Raw genomic sequence first — 19078 nt, 5'->3', positions numbered from 1 at the left:
ATCAGAAAAGTTTTGATTTTTCCGCACTGTTGAACTCCACAATTTTTCCGCTCTGCATCGTCATATTTTCCAGTTCGCTGAACATGGATATTTCTCCTGCAATCTCATTGGACGTTTCGGATTGTCTTCTGAAATCTTTTTGTACCATCTCGGTTCTGGTATCTGAAGATTCTCTGATATCCCCGGAAGCAGTCTGTACAATATCCTGTCCTGCAGTGGAAATAATATCATCGTTTGCAGTGCTCGTTATACTGTTTCCGGCACCGATGGATATTTCTTTTCCTGCATTGATCGTGATATTATCTCCTGCATTCAAGGTAAAGTTTTTCGGAGCTGTCATGCTGATATTCCCTTTCCCATCCATCAGGTAGATATTCCCGCTTGGGTCAAGGATCGTTACACTTCCTTCCTGGTCATTCATTAAAATTCTGATACCGCTTCTGGTCTGTATCGACTTCAAATGATTGCTGACACCTCCTCCTAAGGCTACTTTCCCATGAAACATTCCTCCCATTACAAAAGGCCGGTCCGGATGGCTGTGAACAAAATTGACCATTACCTGATCTCCTACTTCCGGAATCGCTACATATCCCCTGTTTTGGGTAATCTGATCCGTTCCCCCGGCATCCGGGCTCATCATACGGATGAAATGAGTCGTATCATTGGTCTGCCAGTCGAATCTCACCTGTATTCTTCCCTGTCCTTCAGGGTCGGTATTGGAAATGACGGTTGCTGTCTGCGGTTCTGCTTTTGGAACGGTAAAATCGGGTTTCGGCAAAAATCCGGTATCTGCCGCAATTCCTACAAAGCTTCCGTTATAATGTCCTATGGCATCAATTTCATGTTCCGCTTCTGTAAGCATGATCCTTGTGAAATAAGAAGTTTCATTAGAATCAGGTTTACGCATCTGCACATCAGCTACGCAACCGGGATGCAGAAAAGGAACCGTTGTATTTCCTGAAATGGAAAAAACATTCACGGCTTCACTTCCGGAGGCACTTTTCTGTGAATATTCGACATCAAGGTGCGTGGTTGCTTTAATTGGGGCAACCTGCAGAGCAGGAGTTTTATAGATAGAGTCGTTATGACTGTAAGCTGTTTTTGCCAGGTCACCTACATGCTTGATAGGAGTGGAGCCTGAGGTCAGCTTTTCATCTTTATTGCTGTTATATCCATAGAATTGCGGTCTGGTATGTACAGCCTTCAATTCAACCTTAATGTCATGAGCGCTGCTTCCATAAGTAAGTATAATAGGCTTGTTCTGAGGCGGAAGTTTTCCGAAATGCAGCACTTCGCCGTCATAATAGAACTGTTCTCCATAAGCTTCAGCCATCCTTGCCAGATAATTATAATGGGTTTCATCATACTGGCTGCTGTAAATGATCTGTGAAAAATTGTTGGCATCTACCCTGATATCAAAACGGCTTTTATCAATTCCCTGTCTGATCACCTCCTCTGCAATGATTCCCATATTGACAGGCTGGGCCCCTCCAAAACTCTGAATATGCGGAGCCCCGTCAAGAAGAATTGTCGGGCTGTAGCCGGTAAGGATAATATTTCCAAGGCTCATCTGCTCCTGGCTGAATCCTACGCCTGTAATCACTCCTACAAAGGTTCTTTCCGGGCTGTTTTCTATATCTTTATATGAAATAACGACCGTCAGACGTTTTCCAAGGAATTTATTGGCTTCTTCCAGTGAATGGGTCTGCCTGTCTCCCAGGGTATCATGTGCCAGCGTCAATGTAAATTCGTGATGACGCCGTGTACTTTGTGTAAGCTTAAAATGTTTATAGTATTTGATGATCTTCCCTTCTATAACCAGAGAAAGCTTTACCAGACGGTTGATCCCTGTATGGTAATTTTCAGATACTCCATCCGCGTTCTGCCTAGGACGGAAAGAGGTTGTTCTTGATTTTTCAGGATTATTTGACATATTTTGTGTTGACTTGTTTATGTTTTTTTAAATTTTTCAATCGAACAGGAAATGTTTTAAAAACAATCAAAAAATTCTTACCGTCTGACTTTATAACGGGTAAAAAAAGACCGTCTTATAGGGACAGTCTTTTATATTGTACTGATGAAGACTTAGCTTAAAGGCCAAAGTCCGTCATAAGATGAATTTCCGTAAGTGATACTTTCAGCACTTACTACAAAGCTGATCAGCATATTATTGCTGTCTAAAGCATCGAAGTCTACTTCATGCTGGATCACATATCCGTTGTCCCATTGTAAAGAGATCAATGTCCCTTCTTCATGAGATTTATTGAAAGTAATTTCTCCGGTTGTCGGCTTGTATTTGCTATTGAGCAAGCTTTCCAGAACATCAGATTTTTCTGTAGCTTCGATCGTTATTTTAATAAGTGCATTGGACGGATCCGATGCTACACGTCCTGAAACGTCTGTAGATCTTGATACACTGTAGTTAAGCTTTAATAGCTTCTGACCTTCACCTCCATTGAATTTTAAGATTCCTCTTGAATTTCCTGCCATATTCTTAAATTTAATTTAATGATTGTTCCCGTATATACGATTGATAAAACAAAGATAGATTACACGTTCTAATTTAAAAAGTTTTTAGGCAACAGTTTCAGAAATTGTAGTAATTCTACGACAATTGCAGAATCTCAAACGGGATCCGGCCGTTCTTCTATTTAAAAAAATTCAGAGACCTGATAAAGAAATCTTTTGCCATCATACTGGTTTGTGAAAACAGAGCTGCCGGAAATAAAATAAGCAAAGGAAAAGCTTCCTATCAATTTTTGGCAAATGAATTAGTAGTGCTTATAAATATATGACCCCATCATCATCATAAGATTAATGATCACCAGCGTCATTAAGATCCTGCCATATTTTCTTTTTCTATCAATAAAGCTCAAGCCAAAGATAAAAAGGAATAGCAGCAAGGTATACACTGCAGGATACATATGAAAAGCCTCAGAAAACCTCCCTTCAAAAACGAGGACAACAGCTCTCTGTGCCCCGCATCCAGGGCATTCTACTCCCAGGAATTTCTTACTGGGACAGGTCAGCATAAAGTCTTCAATATTCATTTTACAGGTTTATAAATTGGGTAAGCTATGAAGAAATTTTCGCTCTTGTATACTGATGGGGAAAGAAACAGTCTTCTTTCATTTCAAAAGACCCCTGAACCGCTATATAAGGATTTCTCAAAATCTCTCTCGCTACGAAAATCAGGTCTGCATCGCCTTTCTGAAGAATCTCCTCTGCCTGGTTCACGTTGGTAATCAAACCTACCGCTCCTGTATTTACTCCTGCCTCATTCCTGATCTGTGAGGAAAAAGGAACCTGATACCCATCAAAAACAGAGATTTTTGCTCCATGAATATTTCCTCCGCTGGATACATCAACCAGGTCAACGGAATGTTCTTTTAAAATCCTGGACAATGCTACACTGCTTTGAATGTCCCATCCGTTTTCAGCATACTCAGTACCGGAAATCCTCACAAAAAGGGCTGTATTTTCATTGAGTTCTTCATTCACCGCATCTATAATTTCCAGCAAAAACCTTATCCTGTTTTCAAAGCTTCCACCATATTCATCCGTCCTGATATTGGAAAGCGGTGACAGAAACTGATGAATCAGATATCCGTGTGCTCCGTGAATTTCAATCATATCAAAACCTGCTTTTACAGCTCTCCGGGCTGCTCTCTTGAAGTACTCTACCAATTCTTTGATCTCCTCTCTACTCAGCACATGAGGAATTCTTTCTGAAGGATGATAAGGAATAGAACTTGGGGCAACAGTCTCCCATCCTTCTTCCAGAGGGATCTGGTGATTATTCCATGTAGAGCCTTTTCTTCCTGCGTGAGCCAGCTGGATTCCTATCTTACTTTCTGAATTATGATGAACGAATTCTACTATTTTCTGTAGTTTTTCTGCCTGCTCATCATTCCAGATGCCCATACAGCGGTTTGTGATCCTGCCTCTGGGCTCTACGCCTGTAGCCTCTACAACGATCAATCCTGTTCCGCCTTGCGCCCTGCTTCCATAATGTACCCTATGAAAGTCACTGGCCAGCCCGTTATCACAGGAATACATACACATAGGAGACATTACCCATCGGTTCTTTAACTCTACATTTCTGAATTTTATTGGTGTATATAACATTTTATCCTTTAAAAAATTGAACTTTACCTCCGGAAGAATAAATATTGCCCACTTCATTAAAAAGAACTAATTTTACCCCCCTTTTTTAGTCTACAATATATGAAAAAAGACATACAGATCAGTTACGAATATTTTAAGAATAGCAGTGAACTGAATGATATAGAAAAAAAACTATTCGAAAGAGCCAAAGAGGCCCGTGAGAATGCTTATGCCCCCTACTCTCAGTTTTTTGTAGGATGCGCGGTACTGTTGGAAAACGGAGAAATATATTCCGGAAACAATCAGGAAAATGCAGCTTTCCCATCAGGACTTTGCGCTGAAAGGACAACTCTGTTCTGGGTAGCCGCCAACTTTCCCAATGTGAAAGTAAAAAAAATCTTTGTGGTAGGCGGGCCTAAAGAGTTTCATGAGAAAAATCCTCCGATTCCGCCTTGTGGTGCCTGCCGTCAAAGCTTAATAGAATACGAAACCAAGCAAAACGAAAATATTGACCTTTATTTTTCAAGCATGAATGAAGAGGTTGTAAAGGTACATGCCGTGAAGGATCTGCTACCTTTTTATTTTGATTCGACGTTTTTGTAAGGGCGAAAAAGCGAAAAGGCGGATTTGCAAAACCGCAAATGGGCTCTACCCAACATGAAATTTGATATTCAGTTTTTCTGTAATATGAAGTTGATGCGCATTGATCTTGTAAAATTTTTATCAGATAATAACCCGTTTAAAAGCCTGTGGATTTTTCTGCAGGTTTTTGCTTTTTATCAGATTCTTGCTTTATTGATGGAATACACAATCTACTTTAACCACTAAAAAAGAGATACTTATTTTAATTTAATTTAATATGCTCGCTGATTGAGCAGATCAAGCAGATGTTTATTGAAAAATTCTGCGTAATCTCCCTGGCATGCTAGAATTTAAAATAAACAGATACTTTTTTAAAGATTGGGATACAAGAGCACAAAGAAGTTTTTAGTAACTAATGGCTTTAAGGTAAAAGAAAATCAAAGATTTTCAGTAATGTTTTTTTGCCACTAATGCACGAATCCTTTTATTCGTGCATTAGTAGCAATTATATTTTATCACAAACATCTGGGCAATCTGTGAAATCAGCGGGAATGAAAAAAGGCTGCTTCTATATGGGAAACAGCCTTGTTTTTTATTCTTCAGATTCTACATCTTCGTCCTCATCGTCTTCATACTGCTCAAGATAATAGCTGAAACTAAAATTTTCAACCTCTTCTTCAGCATCTTCCAGTGTGGTCAGCAGGTCTTCAAAAATTTCCAGCTGATCTACCGTCATATTAACAAATTCAAGATGGAGCGGCATTTCCAGGTCGCCTGTAATGGTATCAAAAAGCGCATCAAGGTTATCCCCAAAATGTTCAGGCAACTGAACCTTTTCCTTCAATTGGGCGTAAAAATCCTCATAATCGCCTATGTCTGTAAAATCTATATATACTGTCTTCATATTGAACTAAATTTCCAATTTTTATTGATTAAAAAAGTTTTGCATTTTTTGCAGAAATCCGTTTCTTCATTGGTTGGATTTTTTCCTTCCGCATCTCTCATAAAGCACATTTTTTGAGGGCAATGTGGCAGCCCCTGTGTATGGCCAAGCTCATGAATCGCTATTTTATAAAACTGCTCATCCGAATTTTCTTTACTCAGCCTGTATTTTGAAGCAACACAGGCTTTTCCCGGCCGGTATCCCAGACCCATAATTCCAAAGTCTTTGATCTTCCCTCTGGTCGCACTGATATCTTTTGCCGTTAAGCCAATAGTTACGAAGCCATTTTCTGTCTTGCTACTTAAGAATTTGATGATCGAATCCGCTCTATATCGGTTCCTTTCTTTATAGTAAGCATTTTCAGGAAAATCAATAGCATCAAGAACTTTTACGTTAGGGTATATTTTTCTGATCCCTTCAGCCACTTTCACCACATTTTCGGGTTTAATGTCTTTGAATGGCTGTATAAGTATGGTTATGGCTGGTTTTTCCAGCGCTTCCCTGACAGGCTTATCCTTTTCTGAACATGAGAATGTCAGAAAAAGAACCGATAACAGGTAAAAAAAACTATTGTTTCTCAAAACTCTTATAACAATCTAAATAACGAAGTCTTCGGTCATACAATTTCGTTGCTTTGTTTCCCACAATGACATTATTGTTTTTCAAAGCTTTTATAATGGTTTTTGGTAAGATACACCTCGCCATTATTCGTATAAATAATACGGTCAGCATTCCTGCTTCCACAATGGTAATTTACATCGGCTTCGAAGTACTTTTCTCCATCAGGCAGCTTTCTTTCTCTGTTGCCAAACTTGTCTCCGCCTATTGCTTTTCCCGGAAGCACCTCACAAAGATTTCCTTTTGAAGGATTCCAGCCCTGTTTTCTGGCTTCGTTTTTTGTAATGTAATAATCGGGTAACCGATGATTCTGCTTAACATAGCTGATCACTTTTCTTTCTTCAGTCAGTTCATCAATGGAGATCTGTGCTCCTGAGCTACCGGCTTTATACTGATCTCCTGCAGAAGTACCGCCATAATGTATGGCTTCTGTCTTTGCTGGGGCCGGCTGATCTGTTTTATCTGCAATAAAATTCTTATAGATATACATTACAGACATCCCGAAAAGCAAGCCCAGGCACATAAAGAATACGGCTCTTGTTTTACTGTTCATTCCAATAATTTATTAATGTAACCATTTACCAGTGTAACAGTTTACCAATGAATAGGAGCATTGTTACATGGAGAAATGATAAATCTATCCTTCCCGCCATTCCTCCGGGATATCGCAGACCGGGATAGGCTCCATTTTATGTTTTGCTGCTTTGTGCATTCTGTCGAAGATCAGGAATACTTCTTTATCTCTTCCTTCATAGTCTTCCGCTGTTTTGGTTCCGTATTCTTTCTGGATCTTTTCCAGTTCCGGATAGGTTGCACCGATCTGCTGCTCATCCGTTCTGTCCACATCCCAAAGCCCGTCTGTCGGAATCGCTTCCTGAATACTTTTGATCAGATTCAATCCTTTGGCAAGTGTGTATACTTCTGTTTTATAAAGGTCTGCGATCGGGGAAACATCTACCCCGCCATCACCATATTTTGTATAAAACCCGATTCCGAAATCTTCCACTTTATTTCCGGTTCCGCATACCAAAAGTCCGTTTAGCTGTCCGTAATAATAAAGAGTAAGCATTCTCAGACGGGCTCTTGTATTGGCAAAGGCCAGTTTTTCGTTAGGATAGAGATCTTCCTTTACCTCAAATGTTTTATAAAGCTCTTCAAAGGCAGGCGTCAAATCTACAGACATTATCTCCACGTTAGGAAATCTCGATTTCAGATCGTTCATATGGTCCTTTGCACGGGTTACCTGATCTGATTTCTGGCGGATCGGCATTTCGATCAGCAATGTTTTCAGGCCAGTCATGGCAGCTAGGGTAGAAACCACTCCGGAATCCACTCCTCCGGAAACACCTATTACATAACCGTTTACTCTGGCCTTCGTTGCATAATCTTTTAACCATCCTACGATATGATCTATTACTTTTTGTGTCTGCATCGTTTATATTTTTAGTCTATTCCAAATTCTTTAGGGTATTTTACTGTCCCTTTTTTATTTTTTAATCCGTCTTTTATAAGTTCTATAGCCATTCCGTTTTCTTCCGGAATCTCAAACGGAAAAGAGATCCCAAAATTACTTGTTTTTTCGTAACCAAACCTCGGATAATATTTTTCATGTCCGATAAGGATCACCGAGCCATATCCTAGTTCTTTGGCAATGCGGTGCCCTTCCATGATCAGCTTTCCTCCAAGTCCCTGATTCTGAAATTCAGGTTTTACAGAAACCGGAGCCAGAGCCAGTGATTCAAAAGATTCTGAACCATCCACAATTTTTATTTTTGTAAAGAGGATATGGCCAGCAATTGTACCATTATCATCTTCTGCAACCAGTGATAATTCAGGAATAAAAGCCTCTGATCTTCTTAGTTTCTCAACCAGGAACTGCTCCTGATGATCACTATGCTCCATTTCCCTGAACGCTTCTTCTGTAAGCTGAAACACCTGTTGATAGTCTTTTTCTTCTTCTTTTCTTATTGTTATCATTCAATATATTTTTCACGTTTTAGCTCATACCAGAAACATAAGACATCGGAATCTGTGAATTCTCCTGTTTTTTCAAAGCCTAGTTTTCTTAAAATATGTTTTGAGCCTGTATTCTCAGAATCTGCAAAGGCATATATAGCATCTGCTTTCAGTTCATTAAAGCCAAAATCTAAAGAGGCCTTTGCAGCTTCTATAGCATAACCTTTTCCCCAGAATTCAGGGATAAAACGGTATCCCAGATCCAAAGTATTAACATGTCCGTTAATGGGTTGAGTCAATAACTTCAAGCCACACCATCCTATCATAAGACCACTATTTTTTTCAATAACAGCCAGTCTACCCACACCGTTTTCCTCATATTGTTTCTGGATCATTTTAATGATCTCTTGTGATTCTTCAATACTTGCCACGGGCCTTCCAAGGTACTTCATCACCTCAGGGTCAGAATCCATAAGGTACATCCGTTTAAAATCTGTATCCTCAAGCTTTCTTAAAATAAGTCTTTCTGTTTCCAGTATCATAGCTTTAGTTTATTCATCGGTCCCAAAAATGGTCACATCTGTCTTCATTCCTTTCTTTATGTCTGTCTCCTTCATTTTATTTCCACCCACATTCAGAGTCTGTAACGCCGGATTTCCGGAGATATCGACTTTTTGGATCTTATTATGTTCCAGGTTCAGCTTTCTTAAATTCCTGAGCTGGGCCAGGTCGATTGATTTTAGTTGATTTAAAGATAATGTTAATTGATCAATTCTTGGCGTTCCTTTCAGTGAAACGCTTTCCAAAAGATTATTATCCAGATATAAAGAGGCAAGGCTCTTTAAATTCTCTCCTTTGAATGAAGAGGCTTTACATCCTGTACATGAAAAGAGCTCCAGTTTCTCCAGGTTATTTACAGTGATAGCAGCAATGGCGTTATCATCCAGTACAATCATCTTTACATTTTTAAAAAGGTGCAGATCATCTGTGGAGGTAATCCCTTTCTGAACCAAAAATAAATTGGAAATCATATTCATTTCCGCAGGTTCCATTGTTCCGTTCTTGTTTTGATCAAAATTCTCAAGGACCGCTTTTTCAAAGTTTTTATCTTTAAATTCGAGTTTTTGCCCTGATAAAAAAGACAATCCCGAAATAAGGCTAAAGGTTGTAAATATTTTTAATTTCATCATAAATTGTGTATTTAATCCTTATTTTTGTAAACTTAAATTCCATGTAAAAATAATGAAGATTTTTAGATATATTGTGCTTTCTTCTATTTTAGTTGCGGGACTGGACTCCTGCAAAAAAGAACCTGAAAATCAATGGAAGGTAGAGGTGAAAGATACTGCCGAGAAAGTTGAAATGACAGATATTTCCAAAGAATTCTATAATCCGGAGATTCCATTGGACCAGTTTAAAGCTAAATTCCCCTGGTTTCAGGGGAGTGTTTCTGATGCAGATTTCGGAAAAAGAAGAGCTGATGCTGAAGAGATCAAGATCTATAGGGAAGCTATCGGAAAAATAGATCAGGCTAAGCTTCAAAAAGAGCTTCAGAACTTATTTTCGCATATCAAATATTATTTTCCACAGTTTAAAAGCCCTAAAGTATACCTGTTCTCATCAGCATTGCAAATGGTTCAGGACCCTATCTTTTATGATCAGAAAGGAAACCTTCTGTTTATAGATATTACAGGTTTTATTGGAGACGGAAATGCTCATTACAAAGGACTGGAGCTTTATTTCCAGAAATCGATGAATCCTCAGAACATCGTTCCTAAGGTTTCACAGCTTTTTGCGGAAAATATCTTAACAGAATCTCCTGACCATCAAAAATTTATTGATCAGATTATTCTGAACGGAAAAATGATGATCCTTCAGGATGCTTTTCTTCCTGATTTCCCTGACTATCTTAAAATAAACTATACGCAGAAACAATACGAATGGGCCACCAGCAATGAAGCCAATATCTGGAACTATTTTGTAGAAAGCAACCTGATCTTTGGCGATGATCCACGATTGGGAGAACGTTTTATTTCACCAGGACCATTCTCGAAGTTTTATACTGAAATCGACAATGAATCTTCACCGCAGATTGGAATTTTTACAGGATGGCAGATCTGTAAAGCATATCTTAAAGAAAAACCGGAAACAAAACTGACCGATTTTCTGAAAATGGACGCGACCACAATTTTTAATCAGTCTGGTTACAAACCCAAGTTAAAATAATTCTATACAATTGAATATTAATATCCTTTAGCATACACTAAAGGATATTTTTTTGATATTATCATAAATTTAACACTACCTTGCATTGCATAATACTTTTTTATTAGATAGCTTTGCTTCAAATAAAAAATCACACATGAAAAACATTATTGAAATTCGAAACTTAAGCTATGGGTTTTCAAAGGAAAAGCAAATTCTGAAAAATCTCAGCATTTCTATACCCAAGGGTAGCATTTTTGGTTTCCTAGGGGCTAATGGAGCCGGAAAATCCACAACAATGAAGTTACTTATAGGAAGTATTCCCGATGAAAAAAATAGCATACAGATTTTCGGGAAAAATCTTTCACACCTTTATCCGGATGGCTTTGGTAAAATTGGAAGCCTTATTGACAGTGCTGCTTTCTATGATCACTTATCCGGCTGGGATAATCTGATTATTATTTCTAAATTAAGAAACCTCCCCAAAACAGAATGTGAAAGGGTATTGCATCTTGTAGATCTTTGGGAAAACAGAAATTTGAAAATGAAGAGATATTCCTTAGGAATGAAACAAAGGCTCTCCATTGCAATGACACTTTTGGGAAAACCTGAACTGTTGATTCTGGATGAACCGGTAAATGGTTTGGATCCTAATGGAATGCTGGAAATTCGTGAGCTGCTGATAAAGCTTAACCAGGAAGAAGGAGTAACCCTATTTATCTCAAGCCACCTGTTACAGGAAATTGAAAAAATGATTACCCATCTTGCTATTATCTCACATGGGGAAATAAAATTTACAGGAAGTATAAAAGAATTGAATGAACTGTACAGATACAATCACATAAAAATTGGATTGAATCAGGCGTCGCAGTATATCAGTGAAATTCCGGAAAACTATTCACCAAAATTAATTGACGAGGACACCATAGAAATTACTTCTCAATCAAAAGAGGATATTATTGGTCTTGTAAAAAAGCTGGTTGTAAAGAATGCTGAAATTTTTGAAATCAAAAGCAGCGCAGGTTTGGAAGACTGGTTTATGGAAATTACAAAAAATTAAAATTACACAAATGAAAAAGTTAATAACTGCCATCAATATAGAATGGCTAAAAATAAAAGGGTTAGGATTAATTTACATTGCTATTGTTTTAGGAGCTTTAATACCACTCATAAACTTTATTCCGGCCTTTTTAAACCCGGATCCAATTCATAAAGAAGCGCTTAAATACTCCATTTTTGAAGAGGCAATAGGAGGAAATCCCATAAAATATTTTACGCTATTTATTCTGATGCTGTTCCTTATTATTGGAGCGAACAGAATTGCCCAAACTGATCATAAAAATAACGGATGGCAATTGATGGAAACCCAGCCTGTAAATAAATTTCAACTTTACTTTTCGAAATATATTATTTTATTATTACTGAGCTTTATTTGTATTTTCTCATATTTTACTTTTAATATAATTTTATCATTAGCAGAATATTATATTCATCCAAATCCCGCAAAGCTGCTGACTTTTGACGTATCATGGATGCTCAAGACCTATACAAGAATTACTGCAGCCGTTTTAGGGATTGCAGCTTTACAGCTATGCTTTTCAGTAGTCTTTCAAGGGTTTATCTGGTCATTTCTTATTGGCTCATTAGGCTTGGCCTCCAATATTTATTCGATAGTAGAAAAAAAGGGATTCTTCTTTAATCCTTACAATTCATTATACACGTTCTGGAACGCTCCGGAAATAAGAAATCTGAATCACTTTATTTCTTATTCAGAATATATGAGCTTTTTCTGGATGGTTATTTTCCTTATTATCGGATATTTCTGGTATAGCAAAAAAGGGTTTAGGAATGCTTTCCTTAAAAATAAAAAGCAAATTGCTATTTCAGCTGCTTTATTAATTGCAGGAGCAGGTCTGCTCTATTTTCTACAAAAACCCAAACCTTATACAAGCGATGGATCAGGAATTTCAATCACAGGAAAATTAGAAACAGATCTTAAGATTGATTCTGTGAAGATTGTTTCAAAGGACTTTCATAAAAAAATCGGATCTGCAGCAGTTAAAAACAACACATTCAGTTGGTCTACCCGGCAAAACGTTCCTTTGGATGAATATATTCTTGAAATCGGCAACAAAAAACTTGAAGTTATTATGGGAAATGGTGACTGGTTTGATTTTGATATTAAATTAAACAACACCAGAATGACATTTAATGTAAAATCAAATAGAAAATCTGATCAGGTTTACAATAAGACAGAAAGCTCTTTTGGGCTAGAATTCTGGCTCGCTCTGGAGAACCAAAATTTAAATAATAATCCAGGAAAGTTTTATGAATTAGCCATGTCTGACTGGAAACACAATAAAAGAATTTTAGATGATTTTGCAGATGCTGAGAATAATGCACTTTCAGAAGATTATAAAGCTTACAGAAAACAGCTAATGGCAGTTAAATATTTAAATGAAATAAATAATTACAGAAGAATGACCTCATGGTCTGATCCCAGGTTTGCTCCTACAAAAACATTTTTGAATGAGCTCAATGAAAATATTTTGAAACCCACTCCGCTCTTGAGTAAAAACGATGATTATCTGCAATATAAATTGGATCAGATGCTTACAGAAAAAGATCAGCGCTCTAATCCGGACAGTATTTTATTTGTTAAAATTGACCAGCTGCCTAAGGGAAAAATTAAAGATCAGCTATTATCAAAACATTTATTAAAAAACATTGAAATACAGACAGACAGTGTACTCAGAAACAAACTTTTCGCAGCTGAGATTGGCAAAGTAAATGATATTGATTATAAAAAAATGCTTTACTCACAGCTTGAACAAATCAATATTTCACAAAAAGGATCTCCATTTCCGGATTTGATGCTTTCCAATGACAATGGAATATCGCAAAAGCTTTCAAAATATAAAGGGAAATATGTAGTAATAGATTTTTGGGCAAGTTGGTGCGGACCTTGTAAAAAAATTCGTCCCGTGTTTGAAACAAGAAGTTACCAATATAGAAACTATAATAATATTCAGTTTATGTCAATCAGTCTTGACCAAGATCAAGCAAAATGGCTGAACTATCTCAAGACAAAACCATCAAATATTCCACAGTACTGGCTTGCAAATGCGGAGCAGTTCATGAATAAATACAAAATACAATCTATTCCAAGATTTATCATTATTGACCCGGAAGGTAAAATATTTAACTTTAATAGCCCATTTCCTGATGAAGATAATTTTGTAGAAGTTTTGGATAAACTTAAGAAGTATTAACTTTGCACCAAATTAGAAATAATAGAAAGTTATGAGAAAGACTCAGATTACGATAGATGTAGAGCTGGATGAAAATCACATCCCTGAAAACATTAAATGGAATGCTCAGGACGGAGGTATTGAAAAGGAGGAAACCAAAGCAACCATGATCTCTGTATGGGACGACAAGGCAATGGAAGCTCTGAGAATTGATCTCTGGACAAAAGAAATGCCTGTAGACCAAATGAAAATGTTCATCCATCAGATCTTAGTATCTTTAGGAAACACCTATCAGAGGGCAACCGGCGAAGAGGATGTCGCACAGTGGATGGAAGAGATTGCAGAAGAATTTGCAGTGAAATCAGCAATAAAATAAAAGCAATTTGAAAATACCGGTAATTTGAGAATTTGAAAATGAAATGCTATTAATTATTTAATTTTCAAATTACCGCATTTTCAAATTATCAAATTATATAATATGAATTTTAATACAAAAGTAATTCACGGAGGGCAGCATCATGAGTCTGCTACAGGTTCTGTAAACGTTCCTGTATTTTTAACTTCCACGTTTGCACAAAAAAGCCCGGGAGTACATTCCGGATATGAATATTCAAGGGCAGCCAACCCTACAAGACAGGCATTGGAAGATTCTTTGGCAAGCATTGAAAACGGAGCGAGAGGATTAGCTTTCGGTTCCGGGCTTGCAGCTATTGATTGTGTTTTGAAATTATTAAATCCCGGTGATGAAGTTATTGCAGTAGATGATCTTTACGGTGGTACTTACAGGATGTTCACAAGACTTTTTGAAAAGTATCAGCTGAAGTTCACATTCGTGAATTTTGATGATGTTTCCAAAATTGCAGAGGTCATCACGGATCAAACAAAACTGATCTGGGTAGAAACGCCAACGAATCCATTGATGAAGCTTGTTGACATCAAAGCCGTAGTGGAAGTAGCGAAAGGAAAAGATATTTTAGTAGCAGTAGACAATACTTTTGCTACACCTTATATCCAGAGACCTATTGATTTAGGGGCTGACATCGTAATGCATTCCGCAACGAAATATCTTGGAGGACATTCTGACGTTATTGCCGGCGCTCTTATTGCCAAAGATGCTGAACTGGGTGAAAAGCTTCACTTTATCCAGTTTGCGAGCGGTGGTATTCTAGGACCTCACGACTCTTATCTTGTATTGAGAGGAATCAAAACATTGGCATTAAGAATGCAGAGACATTCTGACAATGGTCTTGCTGTAGCGAAATACCTTGAAACTCACCCTGCTGTAGATAAAGTAATTTATCCGGGATTAGAATCTCACCCTCAATACGAATTGGCAAAATCTCAGATGAAGGAATCCGGAGGAATGGTTTCATTCACCTTTAAATCCGGGAGAAAAGAAGATGCCATCAAATTCTTAGAGAAAGTAAGAGTATTTACACTAGCTGAATCCTTAGGAGGTGTAGAATCTTTAGCTAACCATCCCGCATTGATGACTCATGCTTCTATCCCTGCTGAAAAACGTACTGAACTGGGCATTACCGATGACTTGGTTCGTTTAAGTGTTGGTATTGAAGATGCTGAGGACCTTATTGCAGATCTTGAAAAAGCTTTTTCTTAATATACAATACATTAAAATGGGAAGGATTTATTAATTCTTCTCATTTTATTATAGCCATAAACTAAACATGAAAAATACAAGAAAAGCCACTTTATCTGATCTTCCTCAACTTGTAGAATTATTTGATCAGTACAGAATATTTTATCACAAAGAATCAGATCTTCCTGCTGCAGAAAGCTTTCTAAAGGAAAGGATTGACAATAAAGATTCTGAGCTATTTGTTGCAGAGGAAAATGGCAAACTGACAGGTTTTGTACAGCTATATCCTATATTTTCATCCACAAGAATGCAGCGTTACTGGCTGCTCAATGATCTGTATGTCAATAAAGAGTACAGAGGAAAAGGCTATTCCAAAGAACTTATCGAAGAATCCAAAGCATTATGCCGGTCTTCAAAAGCATGTGGCATCTTACTGGAAACAGGGAAAAGCAACGACATCGGAAATCAGCTCTATCCGTCCTGCGGCTTCGAGCTTTATGACTCGGTGAATTTCTATGAGTGGAGCAATTCATAAATAATGGGCAATACGTAATAGTTATGAAGTATTTTTTGTAAAATGTATAATGTAAAATGTATTCATGATTATCTCAGCAACCGTATCCCGAACCTTACAACATATCTAATCTATAACATAAAAAATATGACTGATTTTCAGAAATACATTCAAAGATATTTAGATCAGATTCCGTCCGTAAACTGGCTGGAAGAATTAAAAATATCAGCAGAAAAAACAATAGGCATTTACGCTAATCTTACCGAAGAACAATCCCGATTCGCCTATGCTGAAGGAAAATGGACATTGAAAGGAGTTTTGCTGCATTTATCAGATACAGAAAGAGTTTTTCAATACAGAATGCTGGCTTTTGCAAGAGGGGATAAAAACAATCTCCCGGGATTTGATGAAAACGAATATGCTGATCAGTCTTTTGCAGATGAAAGAACTCTGGAATCTCTGCTGGAAGAATATAAGCTGATAAGAAAATCATCACAGATCATGCTGGAAACGCTTCACCCATCTGCTTTACATAAAACAGGCATAGCCAATGGTCATGAAATTTCTGTAGAAACAATCGGAAAACTGATCATAGGACACAATTATCATCACCTGACTATTATTGAGGAAAGATATTTATCTAAATTGGGATGGATGTAAGATAGCTCTGGCCAAAGCCCGTTTTCTATGTAAATAATCCATCCATTGACTTTGGCCAAAACTTAAATATTCATTCAGAATACAACATTATTTTACATTCTGATAGTTTGTCTACAATTCACAGATTCTCTACCTTTATCAACTGGTTTGAATTTTATAAAAAATGGAGCACATTATCGAAATATTGAAATCCGGCGGAACGATTCTTTACCCTACAGATACTATCTGGGGAATTGGTTGTGACGCTACGAATGTAGAAGCGGTCAATAAGATTTTTGACATCAAAAAACGGGAAAAGAACAAGTCCATGATCATTCTTGTGGAGTCTGAGAAAAGGCTGCAGGATCTGGTAGATGTTCCTGAAATGGCATGGGAAATCATTGACCTTAGTGAAAAGCCGGTAACCATTGTTTACGAAAACCCGAGAGGTTTACCCAAAGAACTTCTTGCTGAAGACGGCAGCATAGGAATCAGACTTGTGAAGAATGATTTTTGTAAAAAGCTGATCTCTAAACTGAACAGGCCTTTGGTTTCTACGTCTGCTAATTTCAGTGGTGAAAAAAGCCCGCTGAAGTTTTCTGATATCTCTCCGGAGATGGTAAGTCTTGTAGACTATGCTGTGGAAGAAGACAGAGAGAAAGTTTCAAAATATTCAGGTTCTTCAGTGATCAAAATATGGAGTGACAACAGGATAAAAGTTCTCAGGGAATAATAATTCTGAATCAATCTGTTTATTTTTTAGAGTCTTGTCAGTCCGTATCGGCAGGATTTCTTTTTTTAATTCTATCTTTGCAAACTCAACTCATAAAATAGATGTGCTATGAATCATCAAGATTTCGCTCAAATATGGGTAGACGCCTGGAACTCTCATGATTTAGGGGACATCCTCTCCCATTATTCTGAAGATATTGAGATCACAACTCCAATGATAGCTATGGCTGCAGGAGGTAAAGAAAGTTCTTTAAAAGGAAAAGAATCAGTACGTGAATATGGGCAAAAGGCGCTGGATAAATTTCCGGATCTTCACTTTGATCTGATCCATTCAACAGCTGGAGTAGATTCTGTGGCATTATTTTATAAGTCGATTATGGGTAAACATGCCGTTGAGGTCATGTTTTTTAATGAGGCAGGAAAAATTAGTAGAATGTATGCCCATTATGATTAATGAGCTGCATGGTAGAAATTGACACTATTATTAACGATGAAAATTAATCTTAACCAAAATAAGAATTTAAAACTTTTTAAAATAATTTCTGAAGCAGCAGAAAGGAATAAGCAGTCTGTTTATATTGTAGGCGGATATGTTCGTGATCTTCTGATGAAAAGAAAGGCTTCTACGGATATTGACTTTGTTACAGAACAAAGCGGCATTGAGCTTGCCCAGAATGTAGCACAGGATATCGATCCGAAATTAAAGGTTTCCGTATTCAAAACCTATGGAACGGCTATGATCAAGTATAAGGACCTTGAATTGGAATTTGTAGGAGCAAGAAAGGAAAGCTATACTGAAAACAGCAGAAAGCCGGAAGTAGAAGGTGGTACCCTGGAAGATGATCAAAAAAGAAGAGATTTTACCATTAATGCAATGGCGATCTCTTTGAATAAAGACAATTTCGGTGAACTTATCGATCCGTTCAACGGGATTGATGATCTTGAAAAAGGAATTTTACGGACTCCCCTTGAACCTGCACAAACCTATTCCGATGATCCGCTGAGGATGATGAGAGCAGTACGTTTTGCCTCCACTTTAAGCTTTACTATTGAAGAGAACTCTTTAAATGCAATCCAACAGGAAGCAGAAAGAATCAAAATCGTTTCTATGGAAAGGATCATGGTGGAATTCAATAAGATCATGATGTCTGCAAAGCCTTCCGTAGGATTACGATTGATGGAGCAAACCGGTCTTTTAAAACTGATCATTCCAGAGCTGATCGAACTGAAAGGTGTAGAAGAGGTAGAAGGACAGACTCACAAAGACAACTTTTACCATACTCTTGAAGTTGTAGACAATATTTCTGTAAATACAGATCATCTTTGGCTGCGCTGGGCAGCTCTGCTTCATGACATAGGTAAAGCACCCACGAAAAAATTTGTGGAAGGAACAGGCTGGACTTTTCATGGTCATGAATTCTTAGGTTCAAAAATGGTAAAATCTCTTTTCCAACGATTGAAACTACCATTGGGAAGCGATATGAAATATGTCCAGAAAATGGTGAAGCTTTCATCCCGTCCCATTGCTCTCATTACAGATGATGCCTCAGATTCTGCATTAAGAAGGTTATTGTTTGATGCCGGCGAAAACCTGGAAGACCTTTTCACGCTTTGTAAAGCTGATATTACTACCAAGAACTCTAAAAAGCAGGAGAAATTCAAAAAGAATTTTGAATATGTAGCTGTAAAGATCAAAGAAGTGGAAGAAAAGGACCAGGTAAGAAATTTTCAGCCGCCTATTACCGGTGAAGAGATTATGGAAATGTTCAATCTTAAACCGGGCCGTGAAATCGGTATTCTGAAAGAGAAAGTAAAGGAGGCGATCCTTGAAGGAGAGATTCCTAATGAAAAAGAAGAAGCAACCAGATTTGTGATTGCTGAAGCGGAAAAACTGGGATTAACCATCTGATTGATTATTCTATTGATGAAAACAA

22 protein-coding genes are annotated in these 19078 nt (G+C 37.5%); 11 read left to right on the top strand and 11 right to left on the bottom strand.

Going from position 1 to position 19078, the window contains the following annotated elements; genetic code table 11:
* Window position 1 precedes the first annotated feature (1 nt).
* From AC4IF5_RS13055 to namA, 4 genes are all read right to left on the bottom strand, one after another.
* Entirely contained in the window at window positions 2-1933 is a 1932-nt protein-coding gene (locus AC4IF5_RS13055) for a type VI secretion system Vgr family protein (RefSeq protein WP_490735176.1), read from the bottom strand.
* Between the two features lie 152 nt (window positions 1934-2085).
* On the bottom strand, window positions 2086-2490 hold the full coding sequence (tssD, locus tag AC4IF5_RS13050) for a type VI secretion system tube protein TssD (RefSeq protein ID WP_490735174.1): 405 nt from the start codon (window positions 2488-2490) through the stop codon (window positions 2086-2088).
* 281 nt (window positions 2491-2771) lie between these two features.
* Window positions 2772-3050 (bottom strand): DUF2752 domain-containing protein, encoded by a 279-nt coding sequence (locus AC4IF5_RS13045; protein ID WP_490735172.1) that lies wholly within the window; start codon window positions 3048-3050, stop codon window positions 2772-2774.
* A gap of 25 nt (window positions 3051-3075) precedes the next feature.
* Window positions 3076-4128: an NADPH dehydrogenase NamA gene (gene namA / locus AC4IF5_RS13040; RefSeq protein ID WP_490735343.1), complete on the bottom strand. Its 1053-nt coding sequence runs from the start codon at window positions 4126-4128 to the stop codon at window positions 3076-3078.
* A gap of 99 nt (window positions 4129-4227) precedes the next feature.
* On the opposite strand from namA, the gene AC4IF5_RS13035 reads away from it, so the two are divergent.
* A complete protein-coding gene (locus AC4IF5_RS13035) occupies window positions 4228-4710 on the top strand; it encodes a cytidine deaminase (RefSeq protein WP_490735170.1) in 483 nt (160 codons plus the stop codon).
* Window positions 4711-5281: 571 nt separating this feature from the next.
* On the opposite strand, the gene AC4IF5_RS13030 is transcribed toward AC4IF5_RS13035, so the two are convergent.
* The 7 genes from AC4IF5_RS13030 to AC4IF5_RS13000 form a co-directional block, all read right to left on the bottom strand.
* Window positions 5282-5593 carry a barstar family protein gene (locus tag AC4IF5_RS13030; protein WP_490735168.1) on the bottom strand — a complete coding sequence of 104 codons (312 nt, stop codon included), beginning with the start codon at window positions 5591-5593 and terminating at the stop codon, window positions 5282-5284.
* Window positions 5590-6213, bottom strand: a complete 624-nt coding sequence (locus AC4IF5_RS13025; protein WP_490735166.1) for a Zn-dependent protease — start codon at window positions 6211-6213, stop codon at window positions 5590-5592. Before AC4IF5_RS13025 ends, AC4IF5_RS13030 begins: the two co-directional genes overlap by 4 nt.
* Window positions 6214-6284: 71 nt before the next feature.
* Window positions 6285-6803: a ribonuclease domain-containing protein gene (locus tag AC4IF5_RS13020; RefSeq protein WP_490735164.1), complete on the bottom strand. Its 519-nt coding sequence runs from the start codon at window positions 6801-6803 to the stop codon at window positions 6285-6287.
* An 84-nt stretch (window positions 6804-6887) separates the two neighbouring features.
* Window positions 6888-7682, bottom strand: coding sequence for an NAD(+) synthase (nadE, locus tag AC4IF5_RS13015; protein ID WP_490735163.1), 795 nt, complete (start codon window positions 7680-7682; stop codon window positions 6888-6890).
* An 11-nt stretch (window positions 7683-7693) separates the two neighbouring features.
* A complete protein-coding gene (locus AC4IF5_RS13010; RefSeq protein ID WP_490735161.1) occupies window positions 7694-8227 on the bottom strand; it encodes a GNAT family N-acetyltransferase in 534 nt (177 codons plus the stop codon).
* Entirely contained in the window at window positions 8224-8748 is a 525-nt protein-coding gene (locus tag AC4IF5_RS13005; RefSeq protein WP_490735159.1) for a GNAT family N-acetyltransferase, read from the bottom strand. The genes AC4IF5_RS13010 and AC4IF5_RS13005 overlap by 4 nt, the downstream gene beginning before the upstream one ends.
* A gap of 9 nt (window positions 8749-8757) precedes the next feature.
* Complete coding sequence (locus tag AC4IF5_RS13000) at window positions 8758-9396, bottom strand: leucine-rich repeat domain-containing protein (protein WP_490735157.1); 639 nt, start codon at window positions 9394-9396, stop codon at window positions 8758-8760.
* Window positions 9397-9448: 52 nt separating this feature from the next.
* On the opposite strand from AC4IF5_RS13000, the gene gldB reads away from it, so the two are divergent.
* From gldB to AC4IF5_RS12950, 10 genes are all read left to right on the top strand, one after another.
* Entirely contained in the window at window positions 9449-10432 is a 984-nt protein-coding gene (gene gldB / locus AC4IF5_RS12995) for a gliding motility lipoprotein GldB (protein ID WP_490735155.1), read from the top strand.
* 136 nt (window positions 10433-10568) lie between these two features.
* On the top strand, window positions 10569-11471 hold the full coding sequence (locus tag AC4IF5_RS12990; protein ID WP_490735153.1) for an ABC transporter ATP-binding protein: 903 nt from the start codon (window positions 10569-10571) through the stop codon (window positions 11469-11471).
* A 10-nt stretch (window positions 11472-11481) separates the two neighbouring features.
* Entirely contained in the window at window positions 11482-13683 is a 2202-nt protein-coding gene (locus AC4IF5_RS12985) for a thioredoxin-like domain-containing protein (RefSeq protein ID WP_490735151.1), read from the top strand.
* 31 nt (window positions 13684-13714) lie between these two features.
* Window positions 13715-14038, top strand: a complete 324-nt coding sequence (gene gldC, locus AC4IF5_RS12980) for a gliding motility protein GldC (RefSeq protein ID WP_490735149.1) — start codon at window positions 13715-13717, stop codon at window positions 14036-14038.
* Window positions 14039-14140: 102 nt separating this feature from the next.
* Window positions 14141-15280 carry a cystathionine gamma-synthase gene (locus tag AC4IF5_RS12975; protein ID WP_490735147.1) on the top strand — a complete coding sequence of 380 codons (1140 nt, stop codon included), beginning with the start codon at window positions 14141-14143 and terminating at the stop codon, window positions 15278-15280.
* A 67-nt stretch (window positions 15281-15347) separates the two neighbouring features.
* On the top strand, window positions 15348-15794 hold the full coding sequence (locus tag AC4IF5_RS12970; RefSeq protein ID WP_490735145.1) for a GNAT family N-acetyltransferase: 447 nt from the start codon (window positions 15348-15350) through the stop codon (window positions 15792-15794).
* A 126-nt stretch (window positions 15795-15920) separates the two neighbouring features.
* The gene (locus tag AC4IF5_RS12965) at window positions 15921-16433 is read left to right on the top strand and encodes a DinB family protein (RefSeq protein ID WP_490735143.1); all 513 of its coding nucleotides are present in this window, start codon (window positions 15921-15923) and stop codon (window positions 16431-16433) included.
* 163 nt (window positions 16434-16596) lie between these two features.
* Complete coding sequence (locus tag AC4IF5_RS12960) at window positions 16597-17145, top strand: L-threonylcarbamoyladenylate synthase (protein ID WP_490735141.1); 549 nt, start codon at window positions 16597-16599, stop codon at window positions 17143-17145.
* A gap of 108 nt (window positions 17146-17253) precedes the next feature.
* On the top strand, window positions 17254-17598 hold the full coding sequence (locus tag AC4IF5_RS12955) for a nuclear transport factor 2 family protein (protein WP_490735139.1): 345 nt from the start codon (window positions 17254-17256) through the stop codon (window positions 17596-17598).
* 36 nt (window positions 17599-17634) lie between these two features.
* Entirely contained in the window at window positions 17635-19053 is a 1419-nt protein-coding gene (locus tag AC4IF5_RS12950; RefSeq protein ID WP_490735137.1) for a CCA tRNA nucleotidyltransferase, read from the top strand.
* The last annotated feature ends 25 nt before the right edge of the window (window positions 19054-19078 follow it).

The organism is Chryseobacterium sp. UF-290, from assembly GCF_058245615.1.
Note: the sequence above shows the minus strand (reverse complement) of the source record. Positions and strands in the feature narration are given on the sequence as shown.